The sequence below is a fragment of the Actinoplanes octamycinicus genome (genome assembly GCF_014205225.1).
GTDB lineage: Bacteria > Actinomycetota > Actinomycetes > Mycobacteriales > Micromonosporaceae > Actinoplanes > Actinoplanes octamycinicus.
Genome location: NZ_JACHNB010000001.1, coordinates 5,768,180 through 5,786,710, shown reverse-complemented (window position 1 = coordinate 5,786,710; position 18,531 = coordinate 5,768,180). Strand labels below are relative to the sequence as shown.

Annotated in this window: 16 protein-coding genes and 2 pseudogenes; 11 read left to right on the top strand and 7 right to left on the bottom strand. The window is 73.6% G+C overall.

Features of this window, described 5'->3' with window-relative positions; all coding sequences use genetic code 11:
* Nucleotides 1–26: 26 nt before the first annotated feature.
* Complete coding sequence (locus BJY16_RS25370) at nucleotides 27–1,226, bottom strand: cysteine desulfurase-like protein (protein ID WP_185042065.1); 1,200 nt, start codon at nucleotides 1,224–1,226, stop codon at nucleotides 27–29.
* Nucleotides 1,227–1,323: 97 nt separating this feature from the next.
* Here BJY16_RS25370 and BJY16_RS25365 point away from each other — a divergent pair, with 97 nt between their 5' ends.
* Nucleotides 1,324–1,845, top strand: coding sequence for a sigma-70 family RNA polymerase sigma factor (locus tag BJY16_RS25365; RefSeq protein ID WP_185042064.1), 522 nt, complete (start codon nucleotides 1,324–1,326; stop codon nucleotides 1,843–1,845).
* A complete protein-coding gene (locus BJY16_RS25360) occupies nucleotides 1,838–3,088 on the top strand; it encodes a sialidase/neuraminidase family protein (RefSeq protein WP_185042063.1) in 1,251 nt (416 codons plus the stop codon). Before BJY16_RS25365 ends, BJY16_RS25360 begins: the two co-directional genes overlap by 8 nt.
* Before the next feature lie 84 nt (nucleotides 3,089–3,172).
* Here the strand turns inward: BJY16_RS25360 and BJY16_RS25355 are convergent, their stop codons facing one another.
* On the bottom strand, nucleotides 3,173–3,982 hold the full coding sequence (locus BJY16_RS25355) for an MBL fold metallo-hydrolase (protein WP_185042062.1): 810 nt from the start codon (nucleotides 3,980–3,982) through the stop codon (nucleotides 3,173–3,175).
* Nucleotides 3,983–4,057: 75 nt separating this feature from the next.
* On the opposite strand from BJY16_RS25355, the gene BJY16_RS25350 reads away from it, so the two are divergent.
* Entirely contained in the window at nucleotides 4,058–4,837 is a 780-nt protein-coding gene (locus BJY16_RS25350) for an inositol monophosphatase family protein (RefSeq protein ID WP_185042061.1), read from the top strand.
* Between the two features lie 4 nt (nucleotides 4,838–4,841).
* Here the strand turns inward: BJY16_RS25350 and BJY16_RS25345 are convergent.
* Nucleotides 4,842–5,027: pseudogene (locus BJY16_RS25345) on the bottom strand (response regulator transcription factor); the annotation flags it as partial.
* A gap of 61 nt (nucleotides 5,028–5,088) precedes the next feature.
* Nucleotides 5,089–5,444, bottom strand: a pseudogene (locus BJY16_RS25340) (CPBP family glutamic-type intramembrane protease); the annotation flags it as partial.
* A 41-nt stretch (nucleotides 5,445–5,485) separates the two neighbouring features.
* Here BJY16_RS25340 and BJY16_RS25335 point away from each other — a divergent pair.
* A complete protein-coding gene (locus tag BJY16_RS25335) occupies nucleotides 5,486–6,760 on the top strand; it encodes a serine/threonine-protein kinase (RefSeq protein ID WP_239177030.1) in 1,275 nt (424 codons plus the stop codon).
* A gap of 6 nt (nucleotides 6,761–6,766) precedes the next feature.
* On the opposite strand, the gene BJY16_RS25330 is transcribed toward BJY16_RS25335, so the two are convergent.
* A complete protein-coding gene (locus BJY16_RS25330; protein ID WP_185042060.1) occupies nucleotides 6,767–8,734 on the bottom strand; it encodes a right-handed parallel beta-helix repeat-containing protein in 1,968 nt (655 codons plus the stop codon).
* Nucleotides 8,735–8,902: 168 nt separating this feature from the next.
* Between BJY16_RS25330 and BJY16_RS25325 the strand changes: the two genes are divergently transcribed.
* Nucleotides 8,903–10,120 (top strand): endo-1,4-beta-xylanase, encoded by a 1,218-nt coding sequence (locus tag BJY16_RS25325; protein ID WP_185042059.1) that lies wholly within the window; start codon nucleotides 8,903–8,905, stop codon nucleotides 10,118–10,120.
* Nucleotides 10,121–10,128: 8 nt separating this feature from the next.
* Here the strand turns inward: BJY16_RS25325 and BJY16_RS25320 are convergent, their stop codons facing one another.
* Nucleotides 10,129–11,397 (bottom strand): alkaline phosphatase, encoded by a 1,269-nt coding sequence (locus BJY16_RS25320; RefSeq protein WP_185042058.1) that lies wholly within the window; start codon nucleotides 11,395–11,397, stop codon nucleotides 10,129–10,131.
* Between the two features lie 106 nt (nucleotides 11,398–11,503).
* On the opposite strand from BJY16_RS25320, the gene BJY16_RS25315 reads away from it, so the two are divergent.
* The 4 genes from BJY16_RS25315 (at nucleotide 11,504) to BJY16_RS25300 (ending at nucleotide 14,965) form a co-directional block, all read left to right on the top strand.
* A complete protein-coding gene (locus BJY16_RS25315) occupies nucleotides 11,504–12,292 on the top strand; it encodes a maleylpyruvate isomerase family mycothiol-dependent enzyme (RefSeq protein ID WP_185042057.1) in 789 nt (262 codons plus the stop codon).
* Nucleotides 12,293–12,695: 403 nt separating this feature from the next.
* Nucleotides 12,696–13,412 (top strand): GAF domain-containing protein, encoded by a 717-nt coding sequence (locus tag BJY16_RS25310; RefSeq protein WP_185042056.1) that lies wholly within the window; start codon nucleotides 12,696–12,698, stop codon nucleotides 13,410–13,412.
* Nucleotides 13,413–13,426: 14 nt separating this feature from the next.
* Nucleotides 13,427–14,203, top strand: coding sequence for an SDR family NAD(P)-dependent oxidoreductase (locus tag BJY16_RS25305; protein WP_185042055.1), 777 nt, complete (start codon nucleotides 13,427–13,429; stop codon nucleotides 14,201–14,203).
* A gap of 93 nt (nucleotides 14,204–14,296) precedes the next feature.
* Nucleotides 14,297–14,965 carry a hypothetical protein gene (locus BJY16_RS25300; RefSeq protein WP_185042054.1) on the top strand — a complete coding sequence of 223 codons (669 nt, stop codon included), beginning with the start codon at nucleotides 14,297–14,299 and terminating at the stop codon, nucleotides 14,963–14,965.
* Here BJY16_RS25300 and BJY16_RS25295 read toward each other — a convergent pair.
* A complete protein-coding gene (locus tag BJY16_RS25295; RefSeq protein WP_239177028.1) occupies nucleotides 14,949–15,776 on the bottom strand; it encodes a phytanoyl-CoA dioxygenase family protein in 828 nt (275 codons plus the stop codon). The genes BJY16_RS25300 and BJY16_RS25295 overlap by 17 nt on opposite strands.
* Before the next feature lie 56 nt (nucleotides 15,777–15,832).
* Between BJY16_RS25295 and BJY16_RS25290 the strand changes: the two genes are divergently transcribed.
* A complete protein-coding gene (locus BJY16_RS25290) occupies nucleotides 15,833–16,837 on the top strand; it encodes a LacI family DNA-binding transcriptional regulator (protein WP_185042052.1) in 1,005 nt (334 codons plus the stop codon).
* A 76-nt stretch (nucleotides 16,838–16,913) separates the two neighbouring features.
* Entirely contained in the window at nucleotides 16,914–18,521 is a 1,608-nt protein-coding gene (locus BJY16_RS48560; protein ID WP_185042051.1) for a methyl-accepting chemotaxis protein, read from the top strand.
* Nucleotides 18,522–18,531: the final 10 nt, after the last annotated feature.

Below are 18,531 nucleotides of genomic sequence, written 5' to 3'. Positions count from 1 at the left end.
ACGACCCATCCTCCACCCGTCGTTCCTCAGAGGAAAGCGGCCAGCCCGGCCAGCAGCCGATCCACCTCCTCGGCGGTGCTGTAGGGGGCCAGGCCGACCCGCAGCGCGGGCGCCTCCAGCTTCATCGCGGTGAACGGCTCGTAGGCGTAGAACGACCCGGCCGGCGCCAGCACCCCACGGCCGGCCAGGTGCACCTGCGCGTCCCGGGCGTCCCGGCCGGCGAAACTCATCAGCAGGGTCGGGGTGCGCTCGGCCGCCCGCGAGTACCGGGTCACCGCGTCGCCGAGGTCGTGCAGGCCGTCCTCGACCCGGCGGCGCAGCGCCGACTCGTGCCCGTGCACCGCGGCCAGCGAGCTGGTCAGCCGCTCCGGCCGGGTCGCCCCGGCGCCCGGGTCGATCGCCGCCAGGAAGTCGACCGCCGCGGTGGCGCCGGCCAGGATCTCGTACGGCAGGGTGCCGAACTCGAACCGCTCCGGGACCGAGTCCGACGACGGTACCAGCTTGTCCGGCCGGATGGTCTCCAGCAGCTCCGGGTCGCCGGCCAGGACCCCGCAGTGCGGGCCGAGGAACTTGTACGGCGAGCAGACGAACAGGTCGGCGCCCAGCTCCGCCACGTCCACCCGGTGGTGGGCCGCGTAGTGCACGCCGTCCACGTAGACCAGCGCGCCGGCCTCGTGTGCCAGATCGGCCACCGCGCGGACCGGCGGCACCGTGCCGACCAGGTTGGACGCGGCGGTCACCGCGACCAGCCGGGTGCGCGGCGACAGCACCCGGCGCAGCGAGTCCAGGTCCAGCTCGGTGCTGACGGTGTCGAACTCGATCCAGCGGACCGTGGCGCCGGCCCGCTCGGCCTGCTGGATCCACGGGCGCACGTTGCTGTCGTGGTCGAGCCGGCTGACCACGACCTCGTCGCCGGGCCGCCAGGTCTTCGCCAGGTGGCGGGCGAAGTCGTAGGTCAGCTGGGTGGCGCTGCGCCCGTGCACGATGCCCTGCGCGGGCACCCCGAGCAGGTCGGCGTAGGCGGCCCGGAACTCGGTGACGGCGCGCTCCGCGTTCAGCTCGGAGACGCTGACCGAGCCGCGGTTGGAGAGCGGCCCGGTCAGGGTGGCCACGATCGCGTCGGCGACCGGACGCGGGGTCTGCGTGCCGCCCGGGCCGTCGAAGAAGGCGAGCCCGTGGTCGAGGGAGGGGAAGTGGCCCCGCAGGGCGGTCACGTCGAAGCTCATGCGGTCAACCTATGTCCCAGGCGATGTCCGGATCGGATGCAACCGTACGGTCGCGCTGTCGGTCCTCTAGGAAAGACCATCGACCCCGGGAGCGTGTGTGGATACCGAAGACGCGGTGCGCCAGGCGTACCAGGTCTTCTACCGGAGGCTGGTGACGCAGGTGTTCGGCCTGGTCGGGGACCTGGCCGAGGCGGAGGACGCGGTGCAGGAGGCGTTCGCCCGGGCGCTCGGCGCGCCGCGGGCGTTCCACGGCGCCGACGACACCGAGCGCTGGCTGCGGGTGGTGGCGCTGAACGTGGCCCGCAGCCGGTACCGGCGCCGGTGGCTGTTCGACCGGCTGGTCCGGGCCGGCCGGGTGGAGCCGGCCGCGGCGAGCGTGCCCGGGTTGTCCGCCGACCGGGTGGCGCTGCTCGCGGCGCTGCGCCGGCTCGCCCCGCCGACCCGGGAGGCGGTGGTGCTGCACTACCTGGCCGATCTGCCGGTCGGTGAGGTGGCGGCCACGCTGGGCGTACCGGAAGGAACCGTGAAAGCGCGCCTGTCGCGCGGCCGGGCCTCGCTGGCCCGCCTGCTCGCGGACGACAACCAACCCCCGCTCGCGAAGGAGGCCCGCCATGCCTGACACCCGCTTCGACGACCTGCGCGCCTACGCCGAGCAGGCGGTGCGCCAACCGGACTTCGCGGTGATCCGGCAGCGCGCGGCGCGCCACCGCCGCCGCTCGCTCGGGGCGGGCCTGGCGGCGGTGCTCAGCGTGCTGCTGGCGACCGGTTTCGGGTACGCGGTCGCGACCGGCTCGCCGTCCGATCCGCCACCGCCGGTCGACCCCGGCCCGCCCGCCGACTTCCCGCGGCTCGCCCAGGTGGTGTCGACCGGCCCGGACGACCTGTACGCCGTGGTCGAGCGCTGCGTCGACTGCGGCCGGCAGCTGTACGCCTCCCCGGACGGCGGCGCCACCTGGCAGCGCCGCGCCGTGCCCGCCTCGCCGAACCTGGTCACCGACCTGGTGGTGCTGGGCAAGGGCCTGCTCGCCTGGCGCGACTCCCGGATCCTGACGGAGGACTCCTCGCCGCCGGCCACCCCCGACCCGGCCACCATGGAGCTGCTCTGGACCTCGAAGGACGGGGGCCGCACCTGGCGGCCGGCGACGGTCGATCCGGAACCGGTGGCCGCCGCGCCCGCGGGCACCAAGCCGGTCGACTGTCGCCTGGTCGGCCGGGAGGACTCTTGCCGGGTCTACGCGGTCGACCCGGCGACCGGCCGGTTCGCGCCACTGGCCCACCAGCCGGCCGGATTCACCTTCCAGGACAGCTGGACCGACGCGGTCAGCGTGCCAGCCGGCGGCCGGATGTGGATTCCTGGGCTGGACCCGGTCACCCGCAAGCCCGCGGTCGCGGTCAGCGGCGACAACGGCCGGAGCTGGCACACCCACGTGTTCGCCGGGGGTCTGCGGATCGAGCCGCAGCCCGACTTCGTCCCCCAGATCTACCTGCCGACCGTGGCGGCCGATTCCGGCTCGACCGGCTACGCGCTGCTCTACCGCGACGATCGGCGACAGGACCCCTACCGCACCACCGACGGCGGCCTGACCTGGCAGCCGGTGACCGGCCTCGCCCTGCCCGAGACGATCGAGCCCGGCACGGTCACCGCGGACGGCGCGCACGCCGTCCGGGCGGGCGGGACCTTCCAGGTCTACGACGACCGGCAGTACTGGGCGGTCGCGCTGCCCGGCTTCCCCGACGAACTGCAGGAGCCGCTGACCAACCGGATCACCCACGACGGGGCGGGCCGCTACGTGGTGTTCTCCGAGAAGAAGCTCTGCCTCTCCGACGACGGCCGGACGTGGCGGCAGGTCACGGTCCCCTGAGCCGCACGGTCCCGGCTGGCTCTCACGGGTGTCTCGGCACCTCGGAGACACCCGTGCGGCCCAGCCGGACCGTGCGCGGCGGGCTCAGGCCGCGAGCTCGGCGGCGACCGCGTCGGCGCCGAGCCCGATCATCCAGGTCAGCGGCGCGCCCGGCAGGAAGCGGCACATCGTCGCGGTCAGCTCCTCGCGCTGCGCGTCGGTCAGCCGCGGCGCGCCGCCGGCCAGCCGGGCCACCACCTCGCGGTACATCATCAGGTACCGCCGCTGGTCGGCCAGCATGCCGGCGTCGCCGGGCGCGCCGTGCCCGGGCAGCAGCGTCCGCCCGGCCAGCTCGGCCTCCAGGTGGTCGAGCGCCGCCAGCCAGTCGCCGGTGTGCCCGTCCGCGGTGTACGGATGCACCCGGTGAAAGGCCAGGTCACCGATGAAGGCCTGGTCGTCCAGGACGAGATAGGAGTCGGCGTGGCTCTCCGCCGCGCCGACCTGGTGCACCTCGAACCGCAGGCCGCCGAGCTGCACCAGGTCCCCGTCGGAGAGCCGGCGGTCCGGGACCCGGTGCTTGTCCGGCCACTCCGCGCCGTAGACCGGCTGCCACTGCGCCCGCTTCGGCTCGGCGATCCGGTCGATCGTGTCGGCCACCGCGGCGGTCGCGTACACCGGCACGTCGTCGCCGGCGACCGTCGGCAGGCCGTTGAAGTGGTCCGGGTGCGCGTGCGTGACGAAGACGCCGAGCAGCGGCTTGTGCAGCGCTTCGAGGCGGGCGGCGAGCGCGCGGGCGTCGGAGAGCAGCAGGCTCGCGTCGACCAGCACCACCCCCTCGGCCGACTCGACCAGGTAGCTGTTGACGAACAGGCCCGCCTCGGCGGCGGTGTAGGTGTGCACGCGGTACTCGGTCATGCGATCGACGCTAGGTCCGCCCGCCGAAGCCGGACAGAAGGCACTTCCGAGTGCCCATTCGGCTAGTCTTCGGCGGTGACTGATCGAGATCTCTCGGCGGCCCGCGAGCTGGTCGCCGACCTCGCGGTACGAGCCGGCCGGCTGCAGCTGGAGCGGCGCGACACCCTGCGGGTCGGCGCGCCCAAGGCGCACGTCAACGACGTCGTCTCCGATGTCGACATCGCCAGCGAGCGGCTCATCGTGGACGCGGTCCGCTCCGCCTTCCCGGCCGACGCGGTGCAGGCCGAGGAGGGACACGGCCATTCCGGTACGAGCGGGTGGACCTGGGTGATCGACCCGCTGGACGGCACCCGCAACTACATCAGCCGTACCGGCCCGTGGTCGGTCTGCATCGCGCTCTACCACCAGGAGCAGGCCCGGCTCGCGGTGGTGCACGACCCGGCCGCCGGTGAGACGTTCAGCGCGGTCGACGGCGGCGGCGCCCTGCTGGGCGGCGAGCCGATCACCGCCTCGGCCGGCCCGCCGCTGGAGCGGGCGCTGATCGGGGTCAGCTTCCAGCCGAACCCGGCGACCAAGGAGCGTGCCGCCAAGGTGGTCCGGGCGCTGCTGCCGGTGTGCGGCGACATCCGCCGGGTCCCGGCCGCGCTGAATCTGGTCTACCAGGCCGCCGGCCGGCTCGACGGCGGCGTGGCCCTGGACACGAACCTGTGGGACATCGCGGCCGGCGCGCTGATCGCCCGGGAGGCCGGCGTGGTCCTCGGCGGCCACGGCGCGGACTTCTCCACCGAGCTGACCATCGGCGCCGCCGCCCCGCTGTGGCCCACCCTCGCCGACCGGGTCCGCGCGGCGCTCTGACCGGTCAGGTCACCAGGCCGCGGCGGTAGGCGTACACCACGGCCTGCACCCGGTCGCGCAGGTCGAGTTTGGTGAGGATGCGGGACACGTACGTCTTGACCGTCTCGTGGCTGATCACCAGGGCGGCGGCGATCTCGCTGTTGGACAGGCCCTCCGCGAGGAGCCGGAGCACCTCGGTCTCGCCCGGGGTGGCAGATCCCGGGCCGTGACCGGCCACCGCCGCCACCGGTCCGGGAGTCTCCGGAGCGGAATCACCGGGCGACTGTAGCGCTCGCCGGGGCCTGCGCCGCGCGGCGCCGACGCGGGACGAGGTGCCCGCGGCGTTTGGCCAGCCACCGGAACACCACGGTCAGGACCACGCCGGCCAGCACCGTGTACGGGCTGCCCTCCGGCCCGAAGGCGCCACCGCTGAGGCGACCGGCCCCGACGTCGAGGCTTCGAGCAGGCCCTTCGACTCGCCGTTACCCGAGACCACGACGCCGAAGACGCCGCCGGCGGCGAAGTTCCAGCCGAAGTGCGGACCGATCGGGACCCACAGGTTCCGGGTGGCGGCGTAGCAGGCGGCCAGCATGAACCCGGCCTCGATCGCGATGGCGGTCGCCCCCCACCGGGGTTTGAGCGGGCGGCCGGTGGGCATCGGCAGGTGTCGTGGAGAACGGACTGCTGATCGACGGACGGTATCGGCTTCTCGAACGCCTGGGCCAGGGCGGCATGTCGGTGGTGTGGCGGGCCGAGGACGACGTGCTGGGCCGGGAGGTCGCGGTCAAGGTGCTCTCGGCGCAGCTGGCCGCCGACGCGAACCTGCTGCACCAGCTGCACGCCGAGGCCCGCGCGGCGGCCGGTCTGCGGCATCCGATGGTGGTCGCGGTGCACGACTACGGCGAGACCACCTACCGCGGCACGGTGCTGCCGTACGTCGTGATGGAACTGGTCGACGGCCGGACCCTGACCGAGCTGCTCAGCGGCGCCGCCCTGCCGTGGCGGCTGGCGGTGCTGATCTGCGCCCAGGTGGCGGCGGCCCTCGCCGCGGCGCACGAGCGCGGCGTGGTGCACCGCGACGTCAAGCCGGGCAACGTCATGGTCGGGTCCGGCGGGGTGAAGCTGGTCGACTTCGGCATCTCAGCCGCGGTCGGCGTCATGGAGGGCACCGACGGCCAGCTGCTCGGCACGCCGGCCTACCTCGCCCCGGAACGGATCAAGGGTGGCCCGGTCCGTCCGGCGACCGATGTGTACGCCCTGGGCCTGCTGCTCTACCAGAGCCTGGCCGGGCGGATGCCGTGGGACGCCTCGACCGCCACCCAGATGCTGAAGGCGCACTACTACGCCGAGCCCGCCCCGCTGCCGGACGTGCCCGGGCTGCCGTCCCCGGTGGCCCGGCTGGTGCCGCGCTGCCTGGCGAAGGCGCCGGGTGAGCGGCCGACCGCCGCGGAGGTGGCGCACGTGCTCGGCGAGATCGCCGGTCTGCCGCCCGCCTCGCTGCTGCACACCACGGCGGCGCCCACGGTCGCGCCGGTGAGCGACCGGCCGCGCCGGCCGCACCGCACCGCCACCCAGCCGGTGCGCGCCGGCCGGACCCGGCGGCCCGGCCGGCGCGGTCTGGCCGCTGCCGGCGCGGCCGCCGCCCTGGTCGCAGCGGGCCTCGTGGCGTGGAGTGCGGACGACCCGCGCACCCCGTCACCGGCGACGGCCGCGGCTCCCCCGAGCAGCTGCGCCGCCTGCCAGACCGAGACCTCGGCGGAGAGCCCGGTCACCCCGGCCCAGCCGGTCACCCGCACCGTCCGGCTGGACCCGGCGAAGCGGCCGCCGCGAACGGCGGCCGCGCCGGGCCCGGCCGAGCCCCGGAAAGCACCGAAGGCCAAGGACAAGGCCAAGGGAAAGGACAAGCCCAAGCCGAAGGGCAAGGCCAAGGGCAAGTCCGCCTGACCGCGGTCACCAGACGCGGACGCGGCTGCTTCCCGGGGCGAGGTCGGCGAGCGGGCCGGCCGGGTAGGTCCGGCCCAGGTCCTTGACCACGCCGGTCAGGTCGGTGGCGAGCACCGCCGGGCCGCCGTCGCGCTCCTCGAACTCGGCGTCGACGAACCGGACCCGCTCCAGGTCGCGGCCGCCGACCGGGCTCAGCACGGCGTCGCCGATCCCCGCCGGCAGGTCGCTGACCAGGTACACCTCGTCGCCGTCGGCGACCACCGCGGCGGACCCGCCGTCCAGGACCAGCGGCTCGGTCTCGCCGGCGAACGGGCGGGCGCCGGCGGCGTAGACGTTGCGCCGCGCGTACACCGCCTGTTTGACGTTGAGGAACCGCTGGTGGTCGCCGGCCGGCTGCTCGTCGATCCGGCGCAGGTACTCCTCGAACGACGCCGGGTAGCCGTCGTAACCCACGGTGCCCGCGTGGGCCGGCGTCGAGCCCTCCGGCGGCGCGTTCCGGTACGCCGCCGCCGGCTCTCCCCCGACGAACAGGTTGCCGACCCACCGGTCGTCGCCGCCGACGATGAACGCGTAGCCGGCCACCTGGGTGCTGTGCGGCCGGTGGTACGGCGTGGCCCGGTCCATCACCGGCATCAGCCACAGCGTCCCGCAGATCAGGTTGTTGACGAACGCCCCGCCCTGGCTCCACAGCTCCAGTGCGGCCGGCGAGCCGAGAACGTTGTGCTCGACCAGGTACGGCCCGTGGCTGACCTCGATGAACAGGTCTCGGTTGTTGTCGTGGTAGACGTTGCGGGAGACCCGGGTGCCCTGGGTCTGCCAGTCCAGCCAGGTGCCCAGCGAGCAGTCGTGGATGCGGTTGTGCCGGATCTCGACGTCGATCGCGGCGTGCAGTTTGATCCCGGCGATCTCGTAGCCGTAGAACTCGCGCTTGAGCGCGATGTGGTGGATGTGGTTGTCCTCGATGGTGGAGAAGACGCAGCCGAGGTGACCGACGATGCCGTTTTGCCCGCAGTCGTAGATGGTGTTGCGGCGGACCACGTGCGAGCCGATGTGCTCGCGGTCCCAGCCGATCTGCCGGGCGGTGAAGACCGACTCCAGCTGGTATTGGTAGCCGGGCTTGTCGCCACGCTCGGTGGCGTAGTTGTGGCCGGTCGACGCCTCCTTGCCGAGCGAGATCGCCGAGCACTTCGCGTCGTGGATCACGTTGTCCTCGATGATCCAGCCCTTGGCCCAGTTCGGCCCGATCAGGCCGGGCTGGTCGGCGGTCGGCGGGGTCCACGGGGTGGCCGCCTGGGCCAGCTCGAAACCGCGCACGGTGATGTAGTCCAGGTGCGGCACCAGCGGGTAGAACACCGACCGCCGCACGTTGATCTCGACCAGCTCGGCGTTCGGGTCGGCGCCCTGGAAGTTCGCCCAGATCGTCGTCTCCCCGGCGTCCACCCGGGCGTGCCAGACCAGCAGCGTCCGCTCCGGGTCCCGGACCCGGTCGGCGACGCCGGTCCAGTGGTCGATCACCTCGGTCCGCTTCTCCGGCGCGGACACCTCGGCGCGCGAGCCCACCTCGTAGAAGCTGACGCCGTTGAGGTAGACGTCGCCGAGATGCTTGCGCGGCGCCTCCGGCTCGTGCACCACCCAGTCGCCGGCGATCTCCTCGGCGAACGGGTTGAAGTCACCGAAGAGCGTGGTGGGCACGGTCGCCCGCCACACCGTCCCGCCGTCCGGCTCCCAGCCGGTGACCCGCTCGGACCCCTTGATCACGACGTGCTCGCCGTCGGCGGCCTGGTAGGTGATGCGCCGGCTGTCGCTCAGTCCGCCACGCCGGGGCGTCACCCACTCCCGGTACTCGCCGGCGTGCACGACCACGGTGTCGCCGGGCCGGGCGAGCGCTGCGGCCCGGTTGATCGTCCGGAACGGCCGCTCCGCCGAGCCGTCGGCGGCATCCGACCCGGTGGTCGCCACGTGCAGCGATGTCATCCTGGGGCACCTTTCGTAAGTTTCGGGATCCGGCCGAACACGTTCCTCAACCTAGGGAGACAGCATTTGCGCTGTCAAGATAAGGTCGTCCACCTCAAGAACGACACCGTAGGCGGTCGTAAGTTGCGGGGCTTTTGCTGGAAGTTTTGACGACGAGAGGTCGGGTTGATGAGGCATCGTTCCGGCGAGGTGCTGGCCACCGTGGTCGACGCCGGCGGCCAGCCACTGCGGGACCGCGAGGTCGTCGTCGAGCAGCGCACCCACGCCTTCGCCTTCGGCAACATCGGCTTCGACTTCGTCCCGCTGGCCAACGGGGAGCCCGGCCAGCCGGCCGGCGCGCTCGCCGACCTGTGGCTCGACGTCTTCAACACCGCGACGCTGCCCTTCTACTGGGCCGGGTTCGAGCCGGAGCGCGGCCGGCCGGACACCCGGCGGCTGCGCCGGACCGCTCAATGGTTCACCGCCCGTGGCTGCCGGGTGAAGGGCCACCCGCTGGTCTGGCACACCCTGACGCCCGGCTGGCTGAGCGGGCTGCGGATCGATGAGGTCGAGGCCGCCGTGCGCGCCCGGATCCGGCGCGAGGTGGCCGACTTCGCCGACGTCGTGCACACCTGGGACGCGATCAACGAAGCGGTGATCATGCCGGTGTTCCGCAACGAGGAGCGGCCCAACGAGATCACCCGGCTGGCCCGGGCGTGGGGCCGGATCGCGACCATCCGGCTCGCGTTCCAGGAGGCGCGCGCCGCCGACCCCACGGCGACGCTGGTGCTCAACGACTTCGACACCTCCACGGCGTACGAATGCCTGATCGAAGGGGTCCTGGAAGCCGGCGTCCGGATCGACGCGATCGGCCTGCAGAGCCACATGCACCAGGGCTACTGGGGTGAGGAACGGACGCTGGCGATCCTGGAGCGGTTCGCCCGGTACGGGCTGCCCCTGCACCTGACCGAGACGACGCTGCTCTCCGGCGACCTGATGCCGCCGGAGATCGAGGACCTCAACGACTACCAGCCGCCGTCCTGGCCCTCCACCCCGGAGGGCGAGCAGCGGCAGGCCGAGGAGATCGTCCGGCACTACCGCACGCTGCTCGCCCACCCGAGCGTGCAGGCGATCACCTACTGGGGGCTGACCGACCGGGGCGCGTGGCTCGGCGCCCCGGCCGGCCTGGTGCGCGCCGACGGGACACCGAAACCGGCCTACCACGCGCTGCGGGACCTGGTGAAAGGCGAGTGGTGGCGGCCACCGACGACGCTGCGGACCGACGACGCCGGAGGCTTCCCGGTGCGCGGCTTCCTCGGCGACTACCAGGTGCGCTGCGCGGGCCGCACCGCGCACCTGGCGATCACCGCGCCGGGCCGGACGACGAGCACCCTGCGGCTCGGGTGACGACCGGGTCAGCGGGTCAGCAACGGCTGCAGGACGTCGTACACATAGGTGTTGGGGTGTTTGCCGGTGAACCGGCCGGCCAGCGGGCCGTAAGCGGTGACCGGCACGTCCTGCCCGGTGTGCGCGGTCGTCGTCCAGTCGATGACGAACGACTTGTCGCTGCCCCGGACCGGGAACGGCCCGTCCTCGGCGGAGGTCCCGGTGCCCGACTCGTCGGCGGCGTTCACGTCCTCGACCGCCAGGCCGCCGGTCTCGTGGTCGCCGGTCACCACGACCAGGGTGTCCCGGTGGGTGGCGGCGAACTGCTTGGCCACCGCGACCGCCTTCTCCAGCTCGCCCATCGCCTGCAGGGTGCGGCTGCCGTTGTTGTTGTGCGCGAACTCGTCGACACCCTCCTCCTCGATCAGCAGGAAGAAGCCGTCCCGGTCGGCGGAGAGGGTGGCCAGCGCCTTGCGGGCCATCGTGGCCAGGTCGACCACCGGGGCGTACACGTCGCCCTGACCCTCCGGGCGCTGCTGGAACATCTCCTGGTTGGCGAAGAGCCCGAGCAGCTTGCCCCGGCCGGCGGCGGCGAGCTGGGCCGGCGTGGAGACGTAGCGGTAGCCGTCGGCGCGGGCCTGCGCGATCAGGTCACCCTTGGTGCCGCGGCTGCCCTCGGTCGGGTCTTCCGGCGGCTGGTCCGGGTAGGCGCCCGGGCTCCCGGCCGGCAGCCACCAGTCCTCGCCGCCGCCGAGGATCACGTCCGGCTTGGAGACCTGCAGGTACTGCCGGGCGATGTCGTCCTGCGCGGCCCGGTCGACGGCGTTGCTGAAGAACGCCGCCGGGCTGGCGTCGGTCACCTGCGCGGTGGTGACCAGCCCGGTCGCCTTGCCGGCCGCCTTGGCCTGGGCGCCCAGCGTGGGCAGCGGGTTGCCGGCGGTGTCGACGCTGATCGCGCCGTTGTAGGTGGCCACGCCGGTGGCCCAGGCGCTGGCGCCGGCCGCCGAGTCGGTCACCACGTCCTCCGGGTCGTCCGGGCTGGTGGTCAGCTGGCCGGAGACCGGGAAGCCGTCCATCACCAGCTGCCCGCCGAGGCCCGCGTAGTAGAGGCGGGCGGCCTCGCGGTGCGCGGCCGCCATCCCGTCGCCGTTGATGAAGATGACGTTGCGGACCACCGGGTGCCCGCCCGCCCCGGGGCCGGCGTCGCCCGAGGTCAACGGATTGACCAGGGCCACACTCGCGGTGGCCAGCACCCCGGCCACCACCGGTGAGGTCCATCGGCGCACATCACGGATCATCGCGTCTCCTCCATCGTCGTCGATGTGTTGACGAGCCCGCCCAGCGACGGACATCAATGCTCAGTAAACGCGTCAGCCGGCCGGATCCGGAAGTACGCTTTGCCGAATGACATCCCTTGCCGGCCGCACGATCGCGGCTCTGCGCTCCGACCACGACACCCTCGCCGGTCTGCTCCCCACCCTCTCCCCCGAGCAGCTCACCGGGCCGTCCGCGGCATCCGAGTGGACCGTCGCCGACGTCCTGTCGCATCTGGGCAGTGGCGCCGAGATCAACCTCGCCACGGTGCGCGCCGCGCTGGGCGAGAGCGAGAAACCGGGTCCGGGCTTCAACCAGAGCGTCTGGGACCGGTGGAACGCGCTCGCCCCGCAGGACCAGGCGGCCGGCTGGTCGCGATCGGACGAGACGCTGGTCGCCGCGCTCGAGGCGGTGCCGGCCGAGCGGCACGACGACCTCCGGGTGGACATGGGTTTCCTGCCCGAGCCGCTGCCGTTCGCGTCGTTCACCGCGATGCGGCTCAGCGAGGTCCTCCTGCACAGCTGGGACGTGCGCGCCGGCATCGATCCGGCGGCCACGCTGCCCGAGGCGTCCGCGGCCCTGCTCGCCGAGCACCTCAGCGCCGGGATCGGCTTCATGCTCGGCTTCATCGGCAAGCCGGAGTCGCTGCGCCGGCCGGTCGTCGTCGAGATCGCGAAGACCCCCTACCGCCTCGTCCTCGACGAGAAGGCCCGACTGACCACGGAGGACCTGCCGGTCACGGCCACCTTCACGGGCCCGCTCGAGGCCGCGGTCCGGCTCGTCTACGGCCGGCTGAGCCCGCGCCACACCCCACCCGGCGTCGACGCCACCGGCGCCGTCTCCCTCGACGACCTGCGCACCACGTTCCCCGGCTTCTGACGATCAAGACCGATTTCCGGTACGCGGGGAGAGGCGCCCCGTGGCGGAACCGTCACGAGGCGCCCCTTGCCGGTCAGAACCAGGCCTGGTTCCAGCTGCCCGGAGCCGGGAGCCACTCCGCCACGTCCAGGACCTTGCTGTCCTCGCCGTTGGGCCCTCGGGAGACGAGCGACCCCTAGGTGCAGGAGGCCGGGACGCTGGGCGCGGCGTTTCCGCCAGTCGCGTGCAGGTACTCCGCGAGACGCGAGACGCGCCTGACCTTCGCTGGGATGACGCCGGCCGGGACGCGGTGGTCGTACCGGAAAGCGGTCGGACCGGAAGCGGCGCGGGCCGGGAGCGAACGGCGGTCATTCGTTGGGGGCACCCGGGGTTTGCCCGCGCTCGCCGCGGAAAGGGTGACGGCATGGGTGCGGACTTCGCGGACGATTCGCTGGCGGGAGCCCTGGTCGCGCTGGCCGGCACCCCGGACGAGGCGAGCGATCTGGACGAGCGGCTGGCGCGGATCGCGCGGCTGGCCGTGGATCGGGTGGCCGCGGCCGACTTCGCCTCGGTGACCACGCTGCGGGACGGGTCCTACACGACGGTGGCGTGCAGCGGCGAGCTGGTCCGGGCGGTCGACCAGATCCAGTACGACGACAAGGACGGGCCGTGCCTGGAGGCGCTGCGGGAGAACCGCGCCGTCACCGTTCCGGACATCGCGACCTCGGTGCGCTGGCCCGGTTTCGCCCGGGTGGCGCTGCGGCTGGGTCTGCGCGCCTCGGTGTCGCTGCCGCTGTTCACCGCCGGCGGCGCGGCCGTGGCGTCGCTCAACCTGCACGGCCGCGACGACCGGGCGATGGCTCCGCTGATCGCCGGGGTCTGGGACGTCTACGACCCGGACCGCGACCTGCCGGCCGGCGTGCGCCGGCCGGAGCCGGCCGATGACGGCGCGCGTGAGCTGCTGGCCGGCTTCGCGGCCGCGGTGGCGGTCCGCTCCCGGATCCAGCAGGCCCTCGCGCTGCTCCGGGAGCGGCACGCGGAGACGATGCAGGACGCCTACCACCGGCTGGTCGGGATGGCCGCCGAGTCGGGCCGCTCGGTGCGGGTGGCCGCGGAGACCGTCCTGGCCGGGGATCTCTGACCGATGATGTGATCATGACGCAGCAGGACGGCAGGATCCCGGCGGCGCTGGTGACCGGGGCCGGCAGCCCGGCCGGGATCGGGTTCGCGATCGCCGGGGAGCTGGTCGCGGCCGGCTTCCGGGTGGCGATCACGGCGACCACCGCGCGGGTGCACGAGCGGGCGGCGGAGCTGGGCCACGGCACGGTCGGGCTGGTCGCCGACCTCCGCGACCGTGACCAGGCGCGACTCCTGGTCGATCAGGCCCGGGCGGCGGTCGGCGAGCTGGACGTGCTGGTCAACAACGCCGGCATGGCGCAGACCGGGCACGCCGACCGCTCCGCCGAGCTGGCCACTCTCGACCCGGCCGAGTTCGACCGGCAGCTCGCCGTCACCCTGACCACCTGTTTCAACGTGACCCGCCTGGTGCTGCCCGGGATGGTCGAGCGCGGGTACGGCCGGGTCGTGAACATCTCCTCGGTGACCGGCCCGCTGGTCAGCGTGCCGGGCCAGTCGGCGTACGCCGCGGCGAAGGCCGGCATGGACGGTCTGACCCGGACCTGGGCACTGGAGGCCGGGCCGCACGGGGTGACCGTGAACAGCGTGGCGCCCGGCTGGATCGCCACCGCGTCCAGCACGCCGGACGAGCTGCGGGCCGGTGCGGCCACCCCGGTGGGCCGCCCGGGACGGCCCGACGAGGTGGCGGCGGCGGTCGCCTTCCTGGCCTCGCCACGGGCCGCCTACATCACCGGTCAGGTGCTGGTCGTCGACGGCGGCAACCAGCTCGACGAACGCCGGGCCCTACCAAAGTAGGGTCACGGCTGCATCCTCCGGCTCGTGCGCGCCGGTCCGTCCATCCGCGATCGTCGACTTGTCCAACGGACAGACGATCACGGGGAGGCGGAAGTGAACGAGACGATCACCGGCACGCTGCGACGGGCGGCCGGCACGCGAGGTCGCCGGATCCTGCTGGGGGTGACGGCCGGGATCGGCCTGCTCGCCGCGGTGGCGCTGCCCGGCGCGCTGCCGTCCGGCCAGGTCACCTTCGCCGAGCTCAGCGAGCAGGTGCAGTTGCTGATCTCGGTGCCGTTGCCGTTCGTCGGTGTCCTGCTCGCCCATGACCTGCGCCGGACGCCGGGCGCCCGGGTGCTGCCGACGCTCGCCGGGGCCGCGGTGATCGCCGTGGTCGCCGGGCTCCTCGGTGTCCTGTTCTCGGTCGCCGCCCTGGCCGCGTCCGGCTCGGGTGCGCCCGACCCGTGGGCGCACGCCGGCCGGATCGCCGTGGCCGGGGTGCTGGCGCAGGTGCTCGCCCAGTCGGTCGGCACCGGCCTGGGCCTGCTGATCGCGCGGCCGGTGTGGGGCTGCCTGGCCACGATCGTGCTGCCGCTCGGCACCTACACCGTGCTCGCCCCGCTCGCCGCGGCCCGGCCCTGGCTCACTCCGTACGGGGCGGCGCAGGAGCTGTTCGCCGGGGGCGGGTGGGCGAGTTGGGCGGCCGCGGCGCTGCTCTGGGGTGCACTGCTCAACGTGATCGGCGCCGCCCGGCTCCAGCCGCAGCTCACGCCTCGCCCATGACCAGGCCCTCGATGGTGTGCTTCTGGGTGATCGGGGTGAGCCGGTCGACGACCGGGCAGTCCAGGTGGTCGCGCACCTCGGCCGGGAGCCGCTCCCAGAACTCCCTGGTGACGGCCAGGTCGTGCTTGTCGCTGTTGGTGCCGTCCGCCGCGTCCACGCCGAGCACCAGGACCGGGCGGGACAGCTCGGACAGGTTCTTGGTGCCGCGGTGGATGGTCAGCGCGGACCGCGCCGAGATGTCCCCGCGCTGCGGGTACTTGCGGACGGCGAGCTCCTCGTAGCGGGCGTACCGCGATTTCGGCGGGAACATGCCGTGCTCGAAGTCCGGCTCGTCGTCGAACTGGGTGCCGGGCGCGATCTCGAACGGGCCCATCTCGTCGGTGGTGTCCACCCCGGTCAGGTTGAAGGCGAGCGAGTCGAGCCGGCCGCCGGCGCGGGTCACCTCGGGCATCGGGAAGTCCCGGTGCCACGGCTGGTTGACCGCGCCGGGGAACGGGATGTCGAAGCCCAGCTCGACGATCTTGTAGTCGGCGCCGAGCACGGCCGTGCAGACCGCCGTCACCCAGGGGTGGGTGACCAGCTCGACGAAGCCGCTCAGCTGCTCCGGGTGGATCTCCACGTAGTAGCGGTGCGGGCCGCGGCCGACCGCGCCGCCCGGCCGGGCCTTGGCCTCGGCGAAGGCGGTCTCGACGTCGGCCCGCATCCGGTCGGCCCAGGCGCTGCTGAACGCGCCGCGCAGGGCGGTGATGCCGTCGGTGTAGATCGCCTCCCGGGCCGCCGGCCCGGCTTCCGCATCGATGAGTGACGTCATGAAGGCCATGTTGCAACGTGGCATGCAACGTTGCAAGTGCTGAGTACGATGTTTCCGTGGCTGCGAATCTCCGTCAGGTCGCCGAGCGGGCCGGCGTGTCCGTCCGGACCGTCTCCAACGTCGTCTCCGGCTTCGCCCTGGTCGCGCCGGAGACCCGGGAGCGGGTCCAGCGGGCGCTCGACGAGCTGGGTTACCGGCCGAACGCCGCCGCCCGGCACCTGCGCGGCGGCCGGTCCGGGCTGATCGCGCTGGTCATCCCGGAGATCGCCTCGCCCTATTTCGGCGAGCTGGCCGGTCACCTGGCCGACGAGGCGGAGAAACGTGGCTGGACGATGCTGGTGCAGCAGACCGGCGGCGACCCCCGCCGGGAGCGTGAGCTGCTCGACGGCGTGCACGGCCAGGCGGTCGACGGCCTGGTGATGAGCCCCTGGGCGCTCTCCCCCGCCGACCTGCGCCGCCGCCCGGACGCCGCCCCGCTGGTGCTGCTCGGCGAGCAGGACGCCGACGGCCTGCTGGACCACGTGGTGATCGACAACGTCGCCGCCGCCCGGCAGCTGACCGGGCACCTGATCGCGACCGGCCGGACCAAGATCGCCGCGATCGGCCCGCAGCCGCACCTGACCAACGGCACCGCCGCCCAGCGGCTGGCCGGTTACCGGCAGGCGCTGAGCGAGGCCGGCCTGCCCGCCGATCCGGCCCTGGAGGTGCCGGTCGCCCACCTGCACCGGTCCGACGGGGCGGCCGCCATGCGCGAGCTGCTCAGCGCCGGGACCGCCGTCGACGCGGTGTTCTGCTTCAGTGACCAGCTCGCCCTGGGCGCGCTGCACGCGGCCGCCGGTCACGGCCTGCGGGTCCCGGCCGACCTGGCGGTCGCCGGCTTCGACGACATCGAGGACGGGCGGTTCGCCACCCCCGCGCTCACCACGGTGGCGCCGGACAAGGTGGCGATCGCCCGGGCCGCGCTGGACTGCCTCGCCGCGCGGCTCACCGCGGGCGGCGGGCCGGCGCCGGCCCGCCACGTCGTCGCCCACCAGCTCGAGGTCCGCGCCAGCACCGGCTGACCGCCGGATCCGCTAAGCGACGGCCGCCCGCTGCCGAAAGGCAGGACGGGGGGACCCGTCGACGAAAGGTGCCTCGGTGCGGCGTTTCAGTATCGGCGCCCGGCTGTCCGGGGCGTTCGCCGGTGTGCTCGCCCTGTTGTTCGCCATCGCCGTGGTCGCCTACGCGACCATCGTCTCGCAGCGGGACGCGGCCACCGACGTGCGCCGGCTGGAGCTGCTGACCCGGCAGGCCGACGAAATCAAGACCCATGCGACCACGCTCAACGGCTGGCAGGCCGGCTTCATCAACGACATCTACCGGCTCGGGGCCGGGCGGGCGCTGGGCGGGGACTCGGTCGCCTACAAGGCGTGGCAGCAGGAGCGGGACGCGTTCCGCACCTATCTGGGGCAGGTCGACACCGGCAGCATGACCGGCGCCGAGCGCGACGTCTTCGACACCCTGAACCAAGAGCTTTCGACGTACGTCGCCGTCAACGACAAGGTGGTGGCGGCCTACCGCCCGGGCACCGCGCAGGCGCTGTGGAACGCCGACCAGATCGCCCTGTACGACAGCTGGAACAGCTACTACCGGATCATGGTCGCCGCGCAGAAGCTGGCCGCCTCGGTCGACGCCCGCAGCGTGGCGGCGGTGCGCGCGTCCGCCGAGGACGCCACCCGGGCCGAGCTGATCATCATGGTGGTCACCGGGCTGGCCCTGGCGCTCGGCGCCGCCTCCGCGGTCGTGGTGACCCGCAGCATCGTCCGGCCGGTCGGATCGGCCCGCGACGCGCTGCGCCGGATGGCCGACCGCGATCTGACCGTCGAACCGCCCGCCGACGACGGCCGCGACGAGGTGGCCGAGATGTCGGCGGCGCTCGGGCAGGCGATGGTCGCGGTCCGCACGATCGTCTCCGACGTGGCCCAGCAGGCGGAGATCCTGACCCGGACCTCGGCGGAGCTGGACGCGGTGTCCGGCGCCTTCGCCAAGTCGGTCGGGGACACCAGCGAGCAGGCCGGGCTGGTCGCCGGGGCGGCCGAGGACGTGAACCGCAACGTCGACACGATGGCGGCCGGATCGCAGGAGATGGGCGCCTCGATCGAGGAGATCTCCCGCAACGCCGCCGAGGCCGCGGCGGTGGCCGCCGAGGCGGTGGCCGCGGCCCACTCGGCCAACCAGACGGTCGGCAACCTGGGCACCTCGTCGTCCGCGATCGGCGACGCGGTCAAACTGATCACCAGCATCGCCGCGCAGACCAACCTGCTCGCGCTCAACGCCACCATCGAGGCGGCCCGGGCCGGCGACATGGGCAAGGGCTTCGCGGTCGTCGCCGGCGAGGTCAAGGACCTGGCGCAGGAGAGCGCCCGGGCGGCCGACGAGATCGACTCGCTGGTCCAGGCGATCCAGTCGGACACCGCGGCGGCGGTCACCGCGATCGAGATGATCGGCGAGGTGGTGAGCCGGATCAGCGACTACCAGACCAGCATCGCCGGCGCGGTGGAGGAGCAGACCGCCACCACCGGCGAGATGAACCGGGGCGCCACCGCCGCGGCCGGCGGCACGGCGAGCATCGCCGAGAACATCCGGGCGGTCGCCGCCGCGTCCGCCGCCACCTCGGCCGAGGTGGCCCGCTCCCGGGAGGCAGCCGCCGAGTTGAGCCGGATGTCGACCCAGCTGCGCGACGCGGTCGCCCAGTTCCGGTACTGAGGAGGGGACG

What these genes read in the sequence shown, in the direction of transcription:
- BJY16_RS25370 (WP_185042065.1), bottom strand. Translation starts at nt 1,226, where the DNA reads ATGAGCTTCGACGTGACCGCCCTGCGGGGCCACTTCCCCTCCCTCGAC.
- BJY16_RS25360 (WP_185042063.1), top strand. Translation starts at nt 1,838, where the DNA reads ATGCCTGACACCCGCTTCGACGACCTGCGCGCCTACGCCGAGCAGGCG.
- BJY16_RS25355 (WP_185042062.1), bottom strand. Translation starts at nt 3,982, where the DNA reads ATGACCGAGTACCGCGTGCACACCTACACCGCCGCCGAGGCGGGCCTG.
- BJY16_RS25330 (WP_185042060.1), bottom strand. Translation starts at nt 8,734, where the DNA reads ATGACATCGCTGCACGTGGCGACCACCGGGTCGGATGCCGCCGACGGC.
- BJY16_RS25325 (WP_185042059.1), top strand. Translation starts at nt 8,903, where the DNA reads ATGAGGCATCGTTCCGGCGAGGTGCTGGCCACCGTGGTCGACGCCGGC.
- BJY16_RS25320 (WP_185042058.1), bottom strand. Translation starts at nt 11,397, where the DNA reads ATGATCCGTGATGTGCGCCGATGGACCTCACCGGTGGTGGCCGGGGTG.
- BJY16_RS25315 (WP_185042057.1), top strand. Translation starts at nt 11,504, where the DNA reads ATGACATCCCTTGCCGGCCGCACGATCGCGGCTCTGCGCTCCGACCAC.
- BJY16_RS25310 (WP_185042056.1), top strand. Translation starts at nt 12,696, where the DNA reads ATGGGTGCGGACTTCGCGGACGATTCGCTGGCGGGAGCCCTGGTCGCG.
- BJY16_RS25305 (WP_185042055.1), top strand. Translation starts at nt 13,427, where the DNA reads ATGACGCAGCAGGACGGCAGGATCCCGGCGGCGCTGGTGACCGGGGCC.
- BJY16_RS25295 (WP_239177028.1), bottom strand. Translation starts at nt 15,776, where the DNA reads ATGACGTCACTCATCGATGCGGAAGCCGGGCCGGCGGCCCGGGAGGCG.